Source organism: Candidatus Methylospira mobilis, from assembly GCF_009498235.1.
Lineage (GTDB): Bacteria > Pseudomonadota > Gammaproteobacteria > Methylococcales > Methylococcaceae > Methylospira > Methylospira mobilis.
Map to the genome: position 1 here is coordinate 2,035,566 of NZ_CP044205.1, position 18,292 is coordinate 2,053,857.

Below are 18,292 nucleotides of genomic sequence, written 5' to 3' on the forward strand. Positions count from 1 at the left end.
GTTCAAAATACGAGACAAAATGAGGCGAATTGTCTCATGTTAAAATGGGCGGCTCAGGCGCGGCGCGGGTTGTAGCGCCCCTTTCACACCCCAACATGAGACATATATGGTCGCCCCGGTTTTGCCAAGCGTTCATTTGATGAAGGCGGTTTCAGATAAAGATTGCTGCCATATATTCGGACTTAATCGAGGCCGTCGCCTCTGTCCCTGATGGAATGCGCTGACCGAATCCTCAACAAAATGGCGCACTCAAACGTGCCTTGTCTCATTCAGGTTTATTCGGTCACGGTCTGACCTGTCTTGCCATCATAACAATGATTGCCTGTGCAATCGGTGGAGTTAACCCTCTTCTTTAAGCTTAATTTATCTAAAATCAATCCGTTCTATTACACAGCGACTGCCGCCACGGAGTAATCTGGCTGAAATTCGCTTTCGTGTGCCAGCAGCGCCCAAACAATGCGGGCATTCTTGTTGGCCAGCGCCACCGTTGCGATATTCTTGTTTCGCCTGTCCACTATCCGAGTGAGCCAGCCATTGGCTTGCTCAAGCCTGTGCTCCGAGACCCTTATCACGGCGCGCGCGCCGTGGATCAACAACGTTCGGAGGTAGGTGTCGCCACGCTTGCTGATGCCACGCAGGGTTTGTTTTCCTCCGCTGGAATTTTGACGAGGAACAAGACCCAGCCACGCCGCCAGTTGTCGGCCATTCTCGAAGTTTTTGGCGTCGCCAATCGAGGCCACCAAGGCGCTCGCTGTGATCGGGTCTATGCCGGGGATTTTCTCCAATTTCTTGCTGGCATCATTCCCTCTGTGCCACACCTGTATCTGGGCATCCAGTTCATCAACTTGCCGGTCAAGCTCCTTGAGATGCGTTCCCAAGCGCTCTATCAGCTGACGAAAGGCATCCGGCAATTCATTATCGCCGTCTTCCAGAATTTCCGGCAGTCGTCTGGCGATATAGCCAATACCCTTGGGTATAACAATTCCGTATTCGGCCAATAGTCCTCGAATCTGATTGGCCTGTGCCGTTCGCGCCTTGACGAAACCCTGGCGTGCCCGGTGCAAACCGAGCACCGCTTGCTGCTCACCCTCTTTGATAGGAACGAAGCGCATGTTTGGTCTGCTCACCGCCTCACAAATCGCCTCGGCATCCGCAACATCATTTTTGTTCGTCTTCACATAAGGCTTGATGAATTGTGGAGCCATTAACTTGACCGTGTGTCCATGCTCCTTGAGCTTTCTGGCCCAGTAATGTGCACTTCCGCAGGCTTCCATTCCGATTAAACACGACGGAAGGTTGTAATGGTCAACAAAAACCGGACACCTGTTCAGGCAGCGTTTCTATAAAATTCCCGCTCGAATTCGAGTGGGGACTGGTAGCCCAATGTTGAGTGTGGTCGAAGGCCATTATAAAAAGCCAAATAATCGATCACACTCAGTTTTGCCGCCGCTTGGGTCTTGAATTTTTCGTAGTTGAGCTGCTCATGCTTCAAGCTGCGAAAAAAACGTTCGGTCGGCGAGTTGTCCCAGCAGTTCCCTTTGCGGCTCATACTCTGTTCCATCTTCATCACGTCTAAATGCCGGCGATATTCCCTGCTCGCATACTGGCTGCCACGATCCGAGTGATGCAACAGACCGGGTGGCGGTTTGCGGCGCCAGAAGGCCATTTGCAAGGCCTTGACGCACAGCGAGGCCCGCATGTGATCATCAATCGCCCAGCCCACGACTTGCCGGGAAAACAGATCGATGACCACCGCGACATAAAGCCAGCCTTCTAGGGTCCACACGTAGGTGATATCTGTCGTCCATACTTGATTGGGCTTGCCAACCTGGAATTGCCGGTCCAAGCGGTTGGGCGAAATGGCCTCGTTATGGTTGCTATCGGTAGTGACTTTAATTCGCCTGGGATAGCGCACCTTCAAGTTTAAATCTCGCATGATGCGCCGCGTTTTAAAACGCCCAACGACAAAACCTTGTTTTTGCAGTCGATCCGCTAAACGACGCGAACCAAAGCACTGTTTATTGTCGATGAAAATCTGCCTCGCTTTCTCGGCAAGCTTTTGATCTTGTTGATCCTTATCACTGTCCTGCGGGGCTTTTAACCACTCATAATATGCACTGCTACTCACCTGCATCACTCGGCAGAGCACGGTCACTGGATACGTCTTCTGTTGCGCCTGAATAAACCCGTACTTTATTCGGCTTCTTTCGCAAAGAAGACTGCGGCCTTTTTTAAGATTTCACGCTCCATGCGTAATTGTTCAATTTCCTTGCGCAAACGAATCAATTCATCGTGATCCCCCAGATTCAAGCCTGGCTTTTTCGTCGCAGACTCATTGCCGGAAGGCTTGCGTTCCGCCCGCACCCAGCGTCCCAGGGCACTTAATGATATGCCCAAATGATCGGCAGCCTGGTTCAGGCTGTAGCCTTTTTCAAGAACCAGCTGGGCGGCATCTTGCTTAAATTCCAGACTGTATTTGGGGCGCTTGTGTTTTTTCTCGTTTGTCTTCATGCTCACCTCTGCTGACAGTATAAATTCTGCCTTTGGAAGTGTCCGGGTTCATTAAACCATTACAGGTTGGCAAAAAACGGCAGCAATTGCGCACGTTTCAGCTGTTTTTTCAAACTCGCCTTACCTCGTTCATCAACGCCATGCACCTGGAATACATTTTTTGCCAGATCAATGCCTACTGTAGTAATGTTCATGGTCGTCGCCCTTTCTGTTTTGTGGACTAAACGAACGCCCACTTTGGCACATGCGATGCCGTTTAGGGAGGGGCGACCATTCCATTAAAATGAACGACGAGCGAAAACTAGTTATGCGAAGTACTCCGCATCAGCGTTCTGGGCCACCCACGCTCAAGGCCAAACCTGAAGCGAAAAACAAATCTTGTGCGGCGAAGACGTGAACCTTGTTGATCTGTCTCGCCGGATTGACGAATGACTTGCCAACTTGAGTCCAGTTTCTGGCGACATCGCCGGTTTCTTCAATAAGTTCATGTTAAGCCGAGGAAAGCGGAGGCGCGCCTTTTTCACCAGCGCCGCCCGGAAATTCAATACATACTGTGTCAGCGGCATATCTGTATTGTTTCACGACAAGTACCTCGCCCGAGGTCGTCCTGTGATCAGGTGTTTTTGCACTTGTAACGCTCGGTATCCTTTTTTGATGTCCGGTCTGGGTTTTCCCGAAGATAGGTGCCTGATTATTGTGGTCGGCCAATAATTGCGACTGTCGTGTATCGAACCTCCAACAAACCATCGGTTGCAAAGTCATGAAATATCTTGCTAACCAGATGACCAATCTCACAACCGGATGGCGAATCTCTATCCGGTATGAATGACCTGGAAAATACCAGGCTCAACAGTCCGTTCTCGTTCAACAAATGTTCATGCGGGCAGGAAAATTCTGTCGGGACAGTGGCTCCAAAAAACTTGAGAACATTGCGGCGCTCCTCATGAGCCACGAGTGCGGCGCGCCTGGCTCCGCCATACCTGGCAAATAGCTCGTTCAGCGCGACATGGAGTGGATCGATCTGCACCCGGTCGTTCCAGATCAGCGCAACCTGTCCATCTTGACGAAGCACGCGCATGCACTCGGCCTTTGCCCTGTCGATCTCGAACCAATGGAATGCCTGCGCCGCGGTAATCAAGTCAATAGATGATGCTCCCAGAGGCATTGATTCCGCACAGCCGTCAACACTTCGATAGCCCTGAAACTGATTGAGTAATTGATCCGCGGCCCTTCTCATCAATGCGTTCGGTTCAACGGCAACGACACTGAACCTGCGTTGAAGGAATCCGCGCGTAAGTAAGCCGGTGCCGGAACCGATGTCGGCTACTGTGGCATCGGCGCAAAGATTGCCTGCGACGCGGAGCGTTTCGAACAGCGTCGCCGGATAGTCCGGGCGCGATGCCGTGTAGTCAGCCACTTTTGCGGAAAATATTTCACCAACGCCGCCTTGCGGCTCGTAAAGTGATCGTAGCTTGGCCCCGGGGAGTCAGCATTCATTATTGTTAGCCAAGCACGGCCTCATAGCGAACCTCCCTCAAGGCCTTTCCATTACGCTCGAACACCCTTTCTGAGCAACGACCGGATGAAAACCCGGCAGCGCGATAGAATCGTATTGCCCGTTCGTTTTCTGCCAGCACCCATAAGGTAACAGCAGTAAACTTACTATCTATAAGACGCCGCCGAGCCACGAGCCAGAGCGCGCGTCCAATACCGTTCGCCCAATGTGTTGGTAAAACATAGATTGCTTCCACTTCTTCAGTGAAGGGAGGTGTATCTTCGTCCCGAGATGGACCGAATGCCACCCAGCCCACGATCTCTTGCCCTAATTCCGCCACCCATAATTCTGGAGTGCCGCGAGCAATGGATTTTTGCCACGCTACTTCGCGCTTATCTATTGAAAGCCGATCCAGAAACGAGTCAGGCACCAAGCCACGATATGCTTGCTGCCATGAGTAGACATGCACCTGCGCTATCGCTCGAGCGTCAGATAAAGCAGCAGTTCTAATGTTCATAGGTCAACTTGCTTAAGTATATGATTTTTCACAGCACCTGATAATTATTCAGCTACTTCGTTCTGGGCGTCCAATATGCTTCCAGCTTCTGCTCCTTCAACGCAGTATCCAGAAAACGGGTGTCGATCAAATCCTTCACATCGACTTTTCTGGAGATTAATTTTTCAGCCAGGGTAAATTCGGCTGCTTCGCGGTAATGCTCTACGGTCAGGGGATCGAACAACGGCGAAAAACGGTCCTTCCAGTTGTCCCCGTCTCCTTCATAATCGCGTAAAACCACGTTTTCCGGCGTACCCAGCAGCGTGGCGTAACGTATTACTTCCTTGCGGTTTTCCTCTTGAGACGCCCAATAAGACGCTTTGACATAGGCGTTGGCGACGATTTGCGTTACCTCCGGGTATTTGTCGGCAAACTCCTTGCGCACGAATAATTCGGCGCGCCATTTCCAGGGGGTACCCTTGGATGTCCAGATGATCTTGCCGACGCCGTTGTCCTGCAGCTGAAATGCATCGCTCCCGGTGAACAGCGCGTCTACATCCCCGGCGGCCAAGGCGGCAGCGCCGGCCTGGGAGTTGACGTTGTAGATTTTGAAATCCTTGTATTTAAGACCGTTGGAACTGACCAGCTTGCTGAACGCCAACTCCAGCGGCCGTCCCCTGTGTATCGCGATGCGTTTGCCTTTCAGGTCTTTGATGGACTGGGCGGGCGAGTTGGCCGCCGTTATCAGGTAAGAGTTGGTGCCGTGTCCTGAAGGCACAATCAACTTGATGTCGATTCCGCCGGCCTTGGCGATCAGCGCGGGAAAATCTCCGTAGTTGGCAAAGTCGGCGCTACGGTTGGCCAATGCCTCGTTGAACAAGGGGCCGCCGACCGCTGCGGATACAGGGTACCACTCGAATTTGACGCCGATTTTTTTCAGCTCATCTTCCAGCCAGCCATTGGCGGCTATGGCTGCCGACTGACCTCCGCTGACGACATTTTTTCCGCCCTGGTTGGTGGCGATAGCGGCTATCCTGACCACCTCGGGTTTTTCAAAAGAGTAAGCCGCCGTATGCGGTAAAAGCAGGCTAAGAAAAATTGCAACCAGAGCCGGCACGCGGGCGTGGTTAACAGCGTTTTTTATCGAGAGCATGATTATATTCCATTGGGTTTATTCGGTTTTAACAGGGTTTGGTTCGCTTAGGATTCGGTCGACAGTAATTTCCCACGCCCATCTGTGCCGGAACACTGTCCGGCGGATGCGCCGGCGCTTATCCGCCCTGCGACAGGCAGGCGTCATCAAGTAGGGTGGATAAGCATGGCGCATCCACAAAAAATCCCGGATACCATATCGGGAGGTTATTTTTAACCATATCCTTGGCGAGGCAGGGCAGGGGGCCAGCTTCAGCTCGCTTTGGCCAGGGCATACTCGCCGAACAGACTTTCTTCATAGGCCCGGTAAAGCTTGGCATATTCTCCTCCGGCTTTGATCAGCGTCCGGTGATGGCCGATTTCCACCATCTGTCCATGCTTGATCACAGCGATCCGGTCTGCGTCGCGGATGGTGGCCAGGCGGTGGGCGATGATGATGGCGGTGCGGCCTTCGCACAGCCTGCGCAAGGCTTTCTGGATGCGGCGCTCGGTGTGTATGTCGACCGCCGAGGTGGCCTCGTCCAGCACCAGGATGCCCGGATCGGCCAGATAGGCGCGCACCAGGCACACCAGCTGCCGTTGCCCGTGGCTCAAGTGCGCGCCCAAAGGGCCTACTTCCGTGTAATAGTTGTGAGGCAGCCGCTCCAGAACTTCATCCGCGCCCAATTCCCGTGCTGCGGCGATCAGTTCCTCGTCGCTTGCATCCGGTGCGGCCAGACGCAGGTTATCGAGGATGCTGCCGCTGAACAGCACATTGTCCTGCAGCACCACGCCCACGTGACGGCGCAGGTTGCTCTGCGCAAACTCGCGCACGTCCAGACCGTCTATGCTGACCGATCCGTGATGCGCCTCGTAGAAGCGGGTCAGCAATTGCACCAGGGTACTTTTGCCGTGTCCGGTCGGCCCGACGATGGCGAGTACTTCTCCTGCATGAACATGCAGATCCAGGTCGCGGATCACCGGTTTGAGCGCCGCAGGATCGTAAGCGAAGCGCACGCCCTGGAAAGTTACTTCGCCGCGCACGGAAGGCAGATGCACTGCGTCGTCCCGATCGACGATTTCCGCCTCGGTGTCTAGCAGCAGGAAAATACGCTGCGCCGAAGCCGCTCCGGTGGCGTAGCGCTCGAACAAGTCGTTCAACTCCTGCAGCGGCCCGAGGAACATGAATACGTAGAACAGGCTTTCGGTGATTTGACCGAAGCTGATTTCGCCCAGCGCAATGCCTCGCCCGCCGGTGAGCAGCAGCAGCGCCATGCCGACGGTGGTGAGCAGGCCGGTGAACGGCAGGAACCAGCCAGAGCGCACGTTACCGCGCACCAGCGACCAGTTGAATTCGTTTACCAGTCCCCGGTAGTGTTTGCGGTTGGGTTCTTCCTGCACCGTTTGTTGCAGCAGCCTGACGCCGGATACGGTTTCCACCAGGTGCGCGGTGAAACGGCTGCGGTTCTCGGCCACGATAGCCCAATTGCGCTGCGATATTTGTTTGAAAGCCCAGGTCCCCGCCAGCAGAAACGGCACGACGCTCGCCAGACTGAGAAAGAACAGCGGAGAAATCATCCACAGCAGCACGGACGACACCAGGCAGCGCAACAGCGCCGACAGCAGTTCGGGCGGCCCCTGTATCAGCAAGGGTTCCAAGCTGTCCACGTCGCGATCCGCGCGTGAAATGATACGGCCCGCCTTGGTGCGGTCGAAATAGCGGACGCTCAGACTTTGCACATGGCTGAAAACACGAATGCGCAAGTCGTTGATAATGCGGATGGCCGCCGAACCCGCCAGGTATTGCGACAGGCCGGCCAACAGAAACCGCGCAGCCCAGGTTAACGCCATGGCCGCCGCCAGCCACTGCACGTATTCGTAATCCACGCGCCATGCTCCGCCCTGGAGCTGCAAGCCGCGGTCGATCAATTGCCGGATCAGCAATGGGCGTAAAAAAATCGCGCCCACCAGCAGGAATTGAATGCCTATTACTGCAATGACACGGTTGCGTACCGGTTTCAGCAGCGGCAGCAGCCGCGAGAACATGCCGCGATTGAGCGACTTCCTGGCGAAGACTTCCTCCATCTCGATGTCGCTGAGGACTTTGGTGCGTATATTTTTAGCCATTTTCAAAGCCTGATAAGTTATCGTAGTCCGTATGCAGCGTGGCTGAATACGGGGAAAGCGTGTCTCCAAACGTCCTGAAACCGTTGCGCTTTATCCGGGTTGCCCGGGTTCTAATCCAGGCCTAACAAGTCGCGATATTCCGCGTTCGTGTCGGCCAGATCGTCATGAGTACCCTCGGCGACGATGCGTCCATTGCCCAGCATCAGCACCCGGTCGGCCAGCAGTATCGTGGACAGCTTGCTGGCGATGATGATCAGGGTCGTGCCGTTTCCGTCCGCCCGCTTCAGGTTGCGAATATTGTTCAGGATAAAGCGTTCGGTCACTGCATCGAGCGCGCTGGTGGCGTCGTCCAGGATCAGAATGTCAGGTTTTCCCAGCAGCGCGCGGGCCAGACAAACCCGTTGCCGCTGGCCGCCGGATAATGTCACGCCGCGGTCGCCGAAGCGGGTATCCAGGCCGTGCGGCAAGCCTTCCAGCACTTCTTCCGCCGCAGCCAGGCGCAAGGCCGCACGCAGCTCTCCCTCGCCGGCGCCGGGCTTCGCCAGCCTCAGGTTGGCGGCCAGCGTGTCCGAAAACAAAAAACTTTCCTGCGGCGCCACATGAACCCGCTTGCGCAATTCTCCCAGGTCGACGCGGCGCACGTCGCGCCAGCCGGTCTTGTCCGAACCTACCGCCAGCATCCCTTCATCGACATCCAGCAGACGCGCGAACAGGCCGGCCAGCGTGCTCTTTCCCGAACCGGTGACGCCCACAATAGCCACCACTTCGCCGGGTTGTACGGTCAATGAGCAGCCGTGCAGAATATCGCCTCCGCCGCCGGGGGCGGCTACGCTGACGTCGGTCAGCTTCAGGCCCAGCGGCTCCCTGGGCAAGGGGCGCTCGCCGGTCACGAAGGCCGGTTGCGCGTCGAGCAGTTCCCATATGCGCGCCGCCGAGGAGCGGGCGTCGGCGAAAGTCTGCATGACGCGGCCTATGCCTTCGACGCGGAAAACCAGGGTCGTCGCCGTCAGCAAGGAAGTTACCAGCTCACCGAGGCTGAGTTTACCCATGGACACCAGTTCCGCGCCGTAGAGCAGAACCCATACATGCCCCAGTGCGACGACCAGTTGCGGAAAAGGAATGCGCGAAGACGAATAAGCCAGGGCGACGCGGGCCTGTTCGGCAAAAATCCCGACCTGTTCGCTGAATTGTTCGACGCGGGCCGGTTCGATTGCGAAAGCCTTGATTACGCGCACGCCGTTGATGCCCTCGGACAAATTCTGATTGACGCGGTCGTATGCGTCTCCCACGGTACGGTCCAGCACCACCAGCCGGTCCGTCTGCGCCACGAAAATGAAAATTCCCAGCAGCATCAGGGCCAGAGGAACCAAGCCAAGGTTGATGTCGTACCAGCACAACAAGCCGATGGAGGCGGCAATGACCAATGCGGTATCGAATACTTGCCGCCAGAAGCTCACCAGGGCGTCGCGGACTTTGTCGGAATCGCGGGTAGTGCGGGTCACCATTTCGCCCATGCCGTGTTGCCAGTGGTACCCAAGGTCCAGCCGTTGCACTTGCGCGAGTATGCGTTCGCGCAAGGTGGAAAGCAGTTCCTGGCCGATGATGAGGGCCAGCACGCTCGCGGCGTATTGCACTATGCCGCGAACCAGGGCTACAGCGGCCAGAATTGCCAGCCAGTGCAGCGCAACGGTGAAATCGAGCGTATTATCGTCGGCCAGCTTTACTACGGCCACGCCGCGCTGGACGTCATCGACGGCGCGGCCTATCAGCCATTGCTGACCGGAAAAGCTCAGGTTCAGCACGGTGAACAGGAACACGGTCAGGCAAAAGCGTTTGGGCATTTCCCGGTAGATGCCCAGGCAGCGCAACAAAGGGTTGGTGTTGTTCTTGATGTTGTTCATGGTCAGTTTCGCAATCTGCGTTCGCAGCCGGTCGAAGCCGGTCTTGCGGAGCAGAAATTTTGAGTATTTGCTTCGGCGTCGATCAGATCGGCCAGTATCTCGTCCTTGAGGCGATGGAAAAGAGGCGAGGTGCGATCGCGGGGATGGTCGAGCGGCACCGGCGCCACGCGCTTGATGCGTCCGGGGTTGGCCTGCATCACCACCACGCGGTCGCCGAGGAACAGCGCTTCCTCCACATCGTGGGTCACCATGATCATGGTGCTGCGCTGCTCTATCCAGATGCGCTGCAATTCCGCCTGCAGATACAAGCGGGTTAATGCGTCCAACGCGCCCAGCGGCTCGTCGAGCATCAGAATTTTCGGTTCGTTGACCAGGGCGCGGGCAATGGCGGCGCGCTGGGCCATGCCGCCGGACAGTTGATGCGGGTAGGCGTTTTCGAAACCGCCCAGGTTCACCCGTTCTATATTCCGGGAGACGATATCGCGCTTTTCTTCAGGAGAAAGATTGCTGTTTATCAAGGCGAAGGCAATGTTTGCCTCGACCGTCATCCACGGGAACAAGCGGTGATCCTGAAACACGATGCCCCGTTCCGTGCTGCTGGATTTTATCGGCTTGCCGTCGAGCAATATCCTGCCCTGAAAGTCCGCATCGAGTCCCACGATCAGCCGCAGTATGGTGGATTTACCGCAGCCGCTGGGCCCGACGATGCTGACAAACTCACCGGGAAGGATATTCAGATTAATATCCTGCAGCACGTTCAGGTTTTTTCTTTCCAGTCGGTATTGTTTGTGGAGCGACTGGATGCTCAATTCGCCGGATGCGGACTTCCCTGAGCGGTTGAAATTGTGGTGGATAAGATTGCTCATCAATATCTTTATATGTGGAATTGCAAAGTGATTAACGGGTGGCGCGCCAGCGAAGCAGCCGGCGGCTGAACCCGGTGAAGACAAAATTCATTAATAGACCGGTGACGCCGATACTGGCGACGCAGATGATCACAATATCCATTCTGGCGGCCATTTGCGCTGTCTGCATCAGCCCTCCCAGTCCCGGACCCGCGCTGAAGAGCAGTTCGCTGCCTACGGTCGATATCCAGGAAAACGCCAATGCGTGGAAAACGCCGGTGAAAATGAACGGCAATGCGCCCGGTATCAAAATATAGCGGTATGATTGCCAACGGCTGACGCCCAGAACCTCGCCCGCTTCCAAATGGTTTTTTTCGACGTTGCGCAGTCCTTCATAGGTGTTCAACACCATCGGATAAAACGCCCCCAGGCAAACGACCAGGGTTTTGGCCAGGCTTCCGTTGCCGAACCATAGGCCTATCAGCGGAATCCAGCCGAGCAACGGAACCTGCCTTACGGCATGAAACACCGGCCCTATCAGCTTGTCGGCGGGCGGGTAAAGTCCCATCAGCGAACCTACCGACAACCCGGCTGCGCCGCCGACCAGCAATCCGGTAGTAGCCGTGCCCAGACTGGCCAGCAAACTGGTGAACAGCTCCCCGCTGAATACGACTTCGAGCAGACTGGCGCCGATTTTTTCCAGCGGCACGAATGCCTGGGCGTAGGCGTTGCTTTGCTTCGATGCCAACTCCCATGCCACAAGTAAGGCAACAGGTAAAATCCAGCCTTTCACTGGTTTGGCGATAGCCGAAAAGCGGCGAATTGAAATGTCCGACTGTCTTTCCATGTATACGGTCTCAGTTTTTTTTCCAGCGCACCAGACGGCTTTCGACCCACTGGAAGCCGCGATCCAATGAAAAACCGATAAGTCCGGTGATAAATACGCCAACCACGACGATGTCCATGCGAAACATTTGCCGCCCCCATTCCATCATCTGTCCGATGCCCGAATCGGCGGCCATCAGTTCGGCGGCAACCAGTACCATCCACGAACGGCTCAGGCTCAGGCGCAGGCCGGTCAGTATTTGCGGAACGGTGGCGGGTATCACGATGTTTCTTATTAACGGCCATACCGGACATTGATAGATTTTCGCCACTTCGAAATACTGTTTCGGCAGCCATTTGACGCTGTCGTAGCTCGCCAGCGCGACCGGGAAGAATGCCGCCTTGGCGACAATGATGATTTTGAAGGTTTCCTCGATGCCGAATATCAGTATCAGCATAGGAATGAACGCGATGGACGGCACCTGGCGCACCGCATTGAAAAGCGGCGCGCAATAATCTTCGACCGTTTTGAACAGTCCCTGCAATACGCCGAAAATCAGGCCAAGGCCTGCGCCGGTAAAAAATCCCAGGGTCAGGCGATACAGGCTTTTGCGCAAATGTTCCGCCAGTTCTCCACTTTCAGTCAGCTCGCCCAGCGCCTCAATGACTTTCAACGGCGAAACCAATAATTGTTCCGGAATCCATTCTGCGCTGCTGAGCAGTATCCAAAGTAGAACCAAACTTACCGGCGCGGCCAATACGATGAGGCCGTCAAGCACAACCGGAAACTTTCTGGGGATGGAAATCGCATTCATGGGGAGTTTTCGCTTTGCGTCGTATGCACTGAATTAAGCACAAACAATGCCATTTATTAGGGATAGAAAATCGAAAGCCGATGGCTGCGGAGTTGCAGAGGCTCTGAGCCAGCTGCCGTCGGCATTAGCCTGCGAAAGTTAACCGCAGGTGCGCCTTTGGGTGATGGGCAAATGTTTGCTGATCAACATGGGTGTTGTTGCACTGCTGAAATCCCAACAAGTCTTGCAGCTACCCAGTAACCCAGTGTGCTGGAGGTCTGTTGACGAGCCAGCAATTATTCCTGTTTCGGGGCTCGATTGATAAACAGGGTAAAGCCGTCACCCGGTTTCATAGACTGCCGGATACTATGGCATGGACTATGCACATCACGAAAAAACCGAATGCAAACTCTTAATTTGGAAAGCATCATGAATAATTCTTTGTCGCTTCCTTTGTTTTTGGCGGGGTGGACTGGGCAATATGCTGTTTGTCTTTTCCCTAGCCTTTCCTCCGCCGAGGCGCTTCGAAAGGAGCAGATTTCTCTCGGGCGTAGCCGTTGATCGAATTCCCCACTGTTTTGGTGGCCTGATAAGCGCCTTCGTCTATCCTCTCTCAACCCAACAAAAGGCAAACACATGACTGCAAGTTCAAACAGGACGCCTGGAAACCCAGGCGTGGATACTATTTGGTTCACCCGCTGTCCGGTTCCGACCTCCACCGGTCTGGCCTACAAATTAGGCTGGCTGGACGATGAGTTCAGACCCGACGGCATTGCCGTCAAAACCCTGCAGGAAGTCGGCGGGGAATTGGCCCGTCACCATTACGATCATCAATTGACCACCCTGGTTCGAGAGGGCGGCAACCTGCTGGCGATCCCTGCCAGGGCCCAGGGCGCTCCCAGCCGGCTGGTCGGCCTGACCTGGATCGACGAGGCGCAGGCCATACTCGTGCGTCCGGATTCGACCATCCGTTCGCCGGAACAGCTGAAGGGCAAGCGTTTGGCTCTGCCGGCCTTCCGCGCAGCGGATCTGCTCGATAATCGCCGCGGACGCAGTATCGCCCGCGGCATGAGCCTGGCCGGTTACAAGGGTGCGCTGGCTTCGTCCGGACTGACCCTGGACGATGTGCGTCTGGTGGAAGTCGGCAGCGAGCGGCAAGTCTCGGGAGACAGCAGAGAAAATCTCGGTAGTCTGTGGGGAGGACTGGAGCCGCTGATTAACGGCGAAGTGGACGCCATTTATGTCAAAGGCGCTTCTTCGGTGGATGCGGCGCGGCTGCACGGCGCGGTGGTCGGAATCGATCTGGACAAGCTGCCTGAGCGCCGCTTCCGCGTCAATAACGGCACGCCGCGGCCTATCACCGTTCATGACGATCTGATCGAAAAACATTTCGATTTGCTGGTGCGTTTTCTGTACCAGACCCTGCGCGCCGCCGAGTGGGCCAAAACCAATCTGGCCGCCGTGCAGGAAATATTGCAGGGCGAGGCCCGCGCCAGCAGCGAAGGCGTGGCGGCGGCCTATCGCGACGGTTTTCACCTGACGCTGGCGCCTGATTTGTCCGCCGAACGCGTGGAACTGTTCCGCCGGCAGAAAAACTTCCAGCTCGTACACGGCATCCTCGATCGCGATTTCGATTTCGATGCCTGGATCGATCGGCGTCCGTTGGAAGAAGCGCGCCGGCTTCTGGACGGGCAGCTCAAGGCCGCCGCCTGAGTGCGCTGTTGGATAAATAAGCGGATGCAACAAATTTTATAACTATTCAGTCTCCCGCTCCTACGGAGATATACAACGGTAGCTGAATAGTTACCAGACTTTAAAACAAACTTTCAGACTCAAGGTAAACAAATGACGACTCAAAGCAAACCCAAAGACGCCGGCATAGACTCAATCTGGTTCACGCGTTGCGCCGGCAACGCCAGAGGCGGAGTGCCGACCGCCACCGGTCTGGCCTACCAGCTCGGCTGGCTGGATGATGAATTCAAGGCCGACGGCATTACCCTGCGCACCCTGCAGGAGGCCGGCAACGAAGCCCAGCGCCATAACCACTACGACCACCGATTGACCAACCTGATCCGCGAAGGCGGCAATCTGTTTGCGATTCCGGCCAGGGCCCAAGGCGCCAGGACGCGCTTGATAGGTCTGACCTGGATCGATGAGGGCCAGTCCATCATCGTGCGCCCGGATTCCGATATTCGTTCCCCGAAGGATTTGAAAGGCAAACGTCTGGCCCTGCCTGCGCTTAAGGCTATCGACATTGTCGAAAACCGCCGTGGCCGCAGTATCGCCCGTTATGGCAGTCTGCACGGATACAAGGGCGCGTTGAACTCGGTCGGCCTGACCCTGGACGATGTGCAGCTGGTGGAGGTAGGCGACGGCAAGCCTGAAGTCAACCGCGACGTCGGAGGCGCTAATCTTGGCGGTTTCTGGGAGGGACTGGAGCCGTTGCTGAACGGCGAAGTGGATGGTCTGTACGTTAAAGGCGCTTCCGCCGCCGACGGCGCGCGCCGGCACGGTCTGGTGGCGGGCATCGATCTGGACAAACTGCCCGAGCGCCGCTTCCGCGTCAACAACGGCACGCCGCGCCCGATCACCGTACACGAAGATTTCCTCGAAAACCATTTCGATCTGCTGGTGCGCTTTCTCTATCAAACCCTGCGCGCCGCGGAATGGGCCAAGACCAATCTCAACGGCGTCTATGATCTGCTGCAAAAGGAAATCGGCGCCAGCCGCGAAGGATTGCAGGCGGCCTACCGCGACGGTTTCCATCAAACCCTCGCGCCGGATTTATCCGCCGAGCGCGTGGAGCTGTTCCGCCTCCAGAAGAACTTCCAGTTGGTCTACGGCATACTCGACCGGGATTTCGATTTTGATGCCTGGATCGACCCGCGTCCGCTGGAAGAAGCGCGCAGACGCCTGGAAAGCTACCCGGTAGCGGCGTAAGGCGAATAGGCCACCCTCCCGGGCGCTTCGATTAGCCTGGGAGGGGCAGGCCTATGGACATTCAACCTATCCCGTGTCCTCGTAATTGCCGGCATGGTCCGGCAGGAGAAAAACATGAGCAAGAAAAAACGGCAATTGATTTTATCGACTTTTGTACAGCAGTACGGCACTCATGCCAACGCCTGGCGCCGTTCCGAGACCAAAGCCGGCGGCAATCCCGACTTTAACGAATGGGCGAACACGGTCCGGCTGCTGGAGCGGGGCAAGTTCGATATCGCTTTTTTCGCCGACTTCGTCGGCAACAGCGGCGATAACATCGACAGGATCGGACGCCATCCGCGCGGCGGCGGCTTCGAACCTCTTACCCTGACTGCAGCCTTGTCGCAGGTTACCAGGCACATCGGGCTGGTGGCGACGGTGAACACCAATTTCAACGAGCCTTACAATGTCGCGCGCCGCTTTGCGTCTCTCGACCATCTGACCGGCGGCCGGATAGGCTGGAATGTGGTGTCCTCGCTGTCCGATGGCGCGGCGAAGAGCTTCGGCGTCGATAGCCCGTTGGATCACGCCGGCCGCTACGAGCGGGCGGCTGAGTTCATCGAAGTGGCCAAGTCGCTCTGGGACACCTGGGACGACGGCGCCTTCGATCACCCGAACAAGGAAACCGGCGAGTTTCTCGATTCGGACAGCGTTCATCCCATTCATCACCACGGCAAACATTTCGGCGTGGACACCCTGCTCGATATCGCCAGGCCCATTCAGGGTTATCCGGTGTTTTTCCAGGCAGGCAACTCCGAGACCGGACGCGAGTTCGCCGCCCGGCATGCCGAGCTGATTTACGCCGCCGCGCAAACCATCGAAGAAGCGAAAGCCTATTACGACGATGTGAAAGGGCGTCTTGCCAAATTCGGGCGCGAACAGGACGATCTGCGCGTCATCCCCGGCCTGTTTTACCATATCGGTTCCTCGCGCCAGGAGGCCGAGGAGAAGTACCAGTCTTACCGGGACTCTTACGATCTTGATGGAAGACGGCAGCTGTTTGGCATTGATTTGTCCCAATATCCGCTGGACGGCCCGCTGCCGGAAAATCTGCCCGAGCCGGTCAACGGTGTAGGCCGCTGGCGTCAGGCCGTCGCGCTCGCACGCCGGGAAAACCTGAGTATTCGCGAACTGATACTGCGTTTCAGTATCGTCCAGGGCCACCGTATCGTGGTGGGTACGCCGGTTGATATTGCCGATCAGATCGAAGACTGGTTCGTCAACGGCGCAGCCGATGGGTTCAATCTCAAGCCGTCGTTCCTGCCCGACTCACTGGAGGATTTCGTTAACCTGGTCGTGCCTGAGTTGCAAAAGCGCGGCATCTTCCGCACCGAGTACGAGGGCAGGACCTTGCGCGAGAACCTGGGGTTCAAGCGCCCTCCCAATCAGCATTTACAGCGGAAAGCGGCGAAGGCCGCTTAAGTCGTACCTCGTCCAAATCTTCCCCGAGAGGGATAACATCGCCATCGGCGGCGTTATCCCTCTCGGGAGACGCTGATAAAGTCTTTCGACAAGCTCAGGACGAACGGCAACACATTGATTCCGTTCATGGGCGTAGCGCCGCGAATGCGGCTGGAGAGCTTGTCGAACCATGTGTAAAACTAACTTACTCAGCGTTTCCTTGGCTTTTTATCAATCTTGCGAGAAAAAACATGCCATCAACTTTTTACCAGGCATCAATCCCTGTCTTTATCCGTACGCTCAACAACCTGAGTGCATTTTTCGAAAAAGGCCTCGCTCACGCCGAAAGCGCAAAGTTCGATGTCGATGTATTGCTGAACGCACGCCTGTATCCCGATATGCATCCGTTTTCGCGGCAGATAAAAATCGCGACCGACACCGCTAGCGGGGTTGCCGCCCGTCTGGCAGGACTGGAACCGCCGGTGCTGGGGCATGAAGACGTGACCGTGGCGGCCTTGAAGGCGCGCCTCGCGGATGCCGTGGCCTTTCTGGAAACGATCAATGCCGATCAATTGGCCGGCGGGGAAGAACGAAGCATCGAAGTCACCCGGCGCGACAATACCGCGACCTGGCTGGGCCGCGATTATCTCTTCAATTACGGTCTGCCCAATTTCTATTTCCACGTTACTACAGCCTACGCCATTTTGCGCCACAACGGCGTGCCCATCGGCAAGCGCGACTTTTTGGGCAGTTGAGCGATCAATGCATGCAATCAGCGAAGGAGCGGGATTTCGTCATAAATTCCAAGCCGCCTCTTCATGCTGACAAATCAACATCGGTGTCTGTTCGATGTTGATCAGCAAACATTATTAGCGGCAGGCAGGATAGAGGTTTTGATCCTGCAGATCTTTAAAGCTGTTAATGCCGGCCATAAGCCGCCAAAGCCCGGTAAACAGGCTTAACCTTAAGTTAAGCAAGGTCATTGGCACCAAAACTGCAATTACCTGCATGTCGACCGCAAACCGTGCGGTCTGAAGCTTTAAATCCTAAATCCAATAACGGAGTTCACCCATGTCCATAGACGCTAAACTCGTCGAAATTGTCTCTTACATCGACAACGCCAAGGAGGAAGCCATCAACGCCTTTCGCTTCCTCAAGGAAACCGGCACGCTGTCGGCTACCTATACGTTCAATATCGTGCATCGCATTCCAGGATACGACCTGTTGCTGTCCATCAACTTCCCGAGGCCTTGGGAGAAAGATAACGGCGGCGCCAGCATCAAGCTTTCCAGCTTTTCCGAACGCAGCGAACTGGTGCTGCATGAAGCACGCCTTGATGCAGACACCTTCGTTCACGTCCATACGCCATACCTGGCGGCATGGTCGCTGGCTCACGAGGATTTCCCTATTCGCTACGTGGCGGCGCAACGCCATTTACTGACCCGCGTGATTCCAAACCACCTCGACCGTACCCGCAGCGTGATAGATATCATCAGCGAACGCCTCGATCAACACCCCGACTGGGCTCCTCCGACCGGCATACTGGAATCCAACGGCGGCGCGAATATCTGGGGCAAAGGCATCAACAAAACCGCCCAGCTGATTCTCTTCATCGAAGAAGCCGCGCGCTTCCAGTCGCTGGCAGAGCAAATCGGCGGCGCCAAAGAGTACAACCCAGGCACGCTGGATCAGCAGTGGCAACGTACCGGTTTGCTGGAAAAAGCCAAGGAAACCGGCTACGTGCAATAAGACATTAAACGCGTTTCAGTCCCGCACCCCGTCAAGCT

The 18,292-nt window shown here is 56.0% G+C and carries 15 protein-coding genes and 2 pseudogenes; 5 read left to right on the forward strand and 12 right to left on the reverse strand.

Going from position 1 to position 18,292, the window contains the following annotated elements:
• Positions 1–386: 386 nt before the first annotated feature.
• The 12 genes and pseudogenes from F6R98_RS08945 to F6R98_RS09000 form a co-directional block, all read right to left on the reverse strand.
• Positions 387–1,301, reverse strand: a pseudogene (locus F6R98_RS08945) (IS110 family RNA-guided transposase); the annotation flags it as partial.
• Positions 1,302–1,327: 26 nt separating this feature from the next.
• Positions 1,328–2,197 (reverse strand): IS3 family transposase, encoded by an 870-nt coding sequence (locus tag F6R98_RS08950; protein WP_153247699.1) that lies wholly within the window; start codon positions 2,195–2,197, stop codon positions 1,328–1,330.
• Complete coding sequence (locus F6R98_RS08955; RefSeq protein ID WP_153247700.1) at positions 2,194–2,511, reverse strand: transposase; 318 nt, start codon at positions 2,509–2,511, stop codon at positions 2,194–2,196. The genes F6R98_RS08950 and F6R98_RS08955 overlap by 4 nt, the downstream gene beginning before the upstream one ends.
• A 62-nt stretch (positions 2,512–2,573) precedes the next feature.
• Positions 2,574–2,705: pseudogene (locus tag F6R98_RS08960) on the reverse strand (IS110 family transposase); the annotation flags it as partial.
• A 497-nt stretch (positions 2,706–3,202) separates the two neighbouring features.
• Entirely contained in the window at positions 3,203–3,928 is a 726-nt protein-coding gene (locus F6R98_RS08965) for a class I SAM-dependent methyltransferase (protein ID WP_194270205.1), read from the reverse strand.
• Between the two features lie 85 nt (positions 3,929–4,013).
• Complete coding sequence (locus tag F6R98_RS08970; protein WP_153248726.1) at positions 4,014–4,523, reverse strand: GNAT family N-acetyltransferase; 510 nt, start codon at positions 4,521–4,523, stop codon at positions 4,014–4,016.
• A gap of 52 nt (positions 4,524–4,575) precedes the next feature.
• Positions 4,576–5,655 carry an ABC transporter substrate-binding protein gene (locus F6R98_RS08975; protein ID WP_153248727.1) on the reverse strand — a complete coding sequence of 360 codons (1,080 nt, stop codon included), beginning with the start codon at positions 5,653–5,655 and terminating at the stop codon, positions 4,576–4,578.
• 251 nt (positions 5,656–5,906) lie between these two features.
• A complete protein-coding gene (locus F6R98_RS08980; protein ID WP_153248728.1) occupies positions 5,907–7,760 on the reverse strand; it encodes an ABC transporter ATP-binding protein in 1,854 nt (617 codons plus the stop codon).
• Between the two features lie 110 nt (positions 7,761–7,870).
• Entirely contained in the window at positions 7,871–9,661 is a 1,791-nt protein-coding gene (locus F6R98_RS08985) for an ABC transporter ATP-binding protein (protein WP_153248729.1), read from the reverse strand.
• Between the two features lie 2 nt (positions 9,662–9,663).
• On the reverse strand, positions 9,664–10,527 hold the full coding sequence (locus F6R98_RS08990; RefSeq protein WP_153248730.1) for an ABC transporter ATP-binding protein: 864 nt from the start codon (positions 10,525–10,527) through the stop codon (positions 9,664–9,666).
• A gap of 31 nt (positions 10,528–10,558) precedes the next feature.
• The gene (locus tag F6R98_RS08995; protein ID WP_153248731.1) at positions 10,559–11,353 is read right to left on the reverse strand and encodes an ABC transporter permease; all 795 of its coding nucleotides are present in this window, start codon (positions 11,351–11,353) and stop codon (positions 10,559–10,561) included.
• Between the two features lie 10 nt (positions 11,354–11,363).
• Entirely contained in the window at positions 11,364–12,146 is a 783-nt protein-coding gene (locus tag F6R98_RS09000) for an ABC transporter permease (protein WP_153248732.1), read from the reverse strand.
• A gap of 654 nt (positions 12,147–12,800) precedes the next feature.
• Between F6R98_RS09000 and F6R98_RS09005 the strand changes: the two genes are divergently transcribed.
• The 5 genes from F6R98_RS09005 to F6R98_RS09025 all read left to right on the forward strand — a co-directional run bounded on the left by F6R98_RS09005 (position 12,801) and on the right by F6R98_RS09025 (position 18,254).
• Complete coding sequence (locus F6R98_RS09005; RefSeq protein ID WP_228125185.1) at positions 12,801–13,838, forward strand: ABC transporter substrate-binding protein; 1,038 nt, start codon at positions 12,801–12,803, stop codon at positions 13,836–13,838.
• Between the two features lie 132 nt (positions 13,839–13,970).
• Positions 13,971–15,065, forward strand: coding sequence for an ABC transporter substrate-binding protein (locus F6R98_RS09010; protein WP_153248734.1), 1,095 nt, complete (start codon positions 13,971–13,973; stop codon positions 15,063–15,065).
• A gap of 114 nt (positions 15,066–15,179) precedes the next feature.
• On the forward strand, positions 15,180–16,526 hold the full coding sequence (locus F6R98_RS09015) for an LLM class flavin-dependent oxidoreductase (protein WP_153248735.1): 1,347 nt from the start codon (positions 15,180–15,182) through the stop codon (positions 16,524–16,526).
• A 230-nt stretch (positions 16,527–16,756) separates the two neighbouring features.
• On the forward strand, positions 16,757–17,260 hold the full coding sequence (locus F6R98_RS09020; RefSeq protein ID WP_153248736.1) for a DUF1993 domain-containing protein: 504 nt from the start codon (positions 16,757–16,759) through the stop codon (positions 17,258–17,260).
• A gap of 316 nt (positions 17,261–17,576) precedes the next feature.
• On the forward strand, positions 17,577–18,254 hold the full coding sequence (locus F6R98_RS09025) for a class II aldolase/adducin family protein (protein WP_153248737.1): 678 nt from the start codon (positions 17,577–17,579) through the stop codon (positions 18,252–18,254).
• Positions 18,255–18,292: the final 38 nt, after the last annotated feature.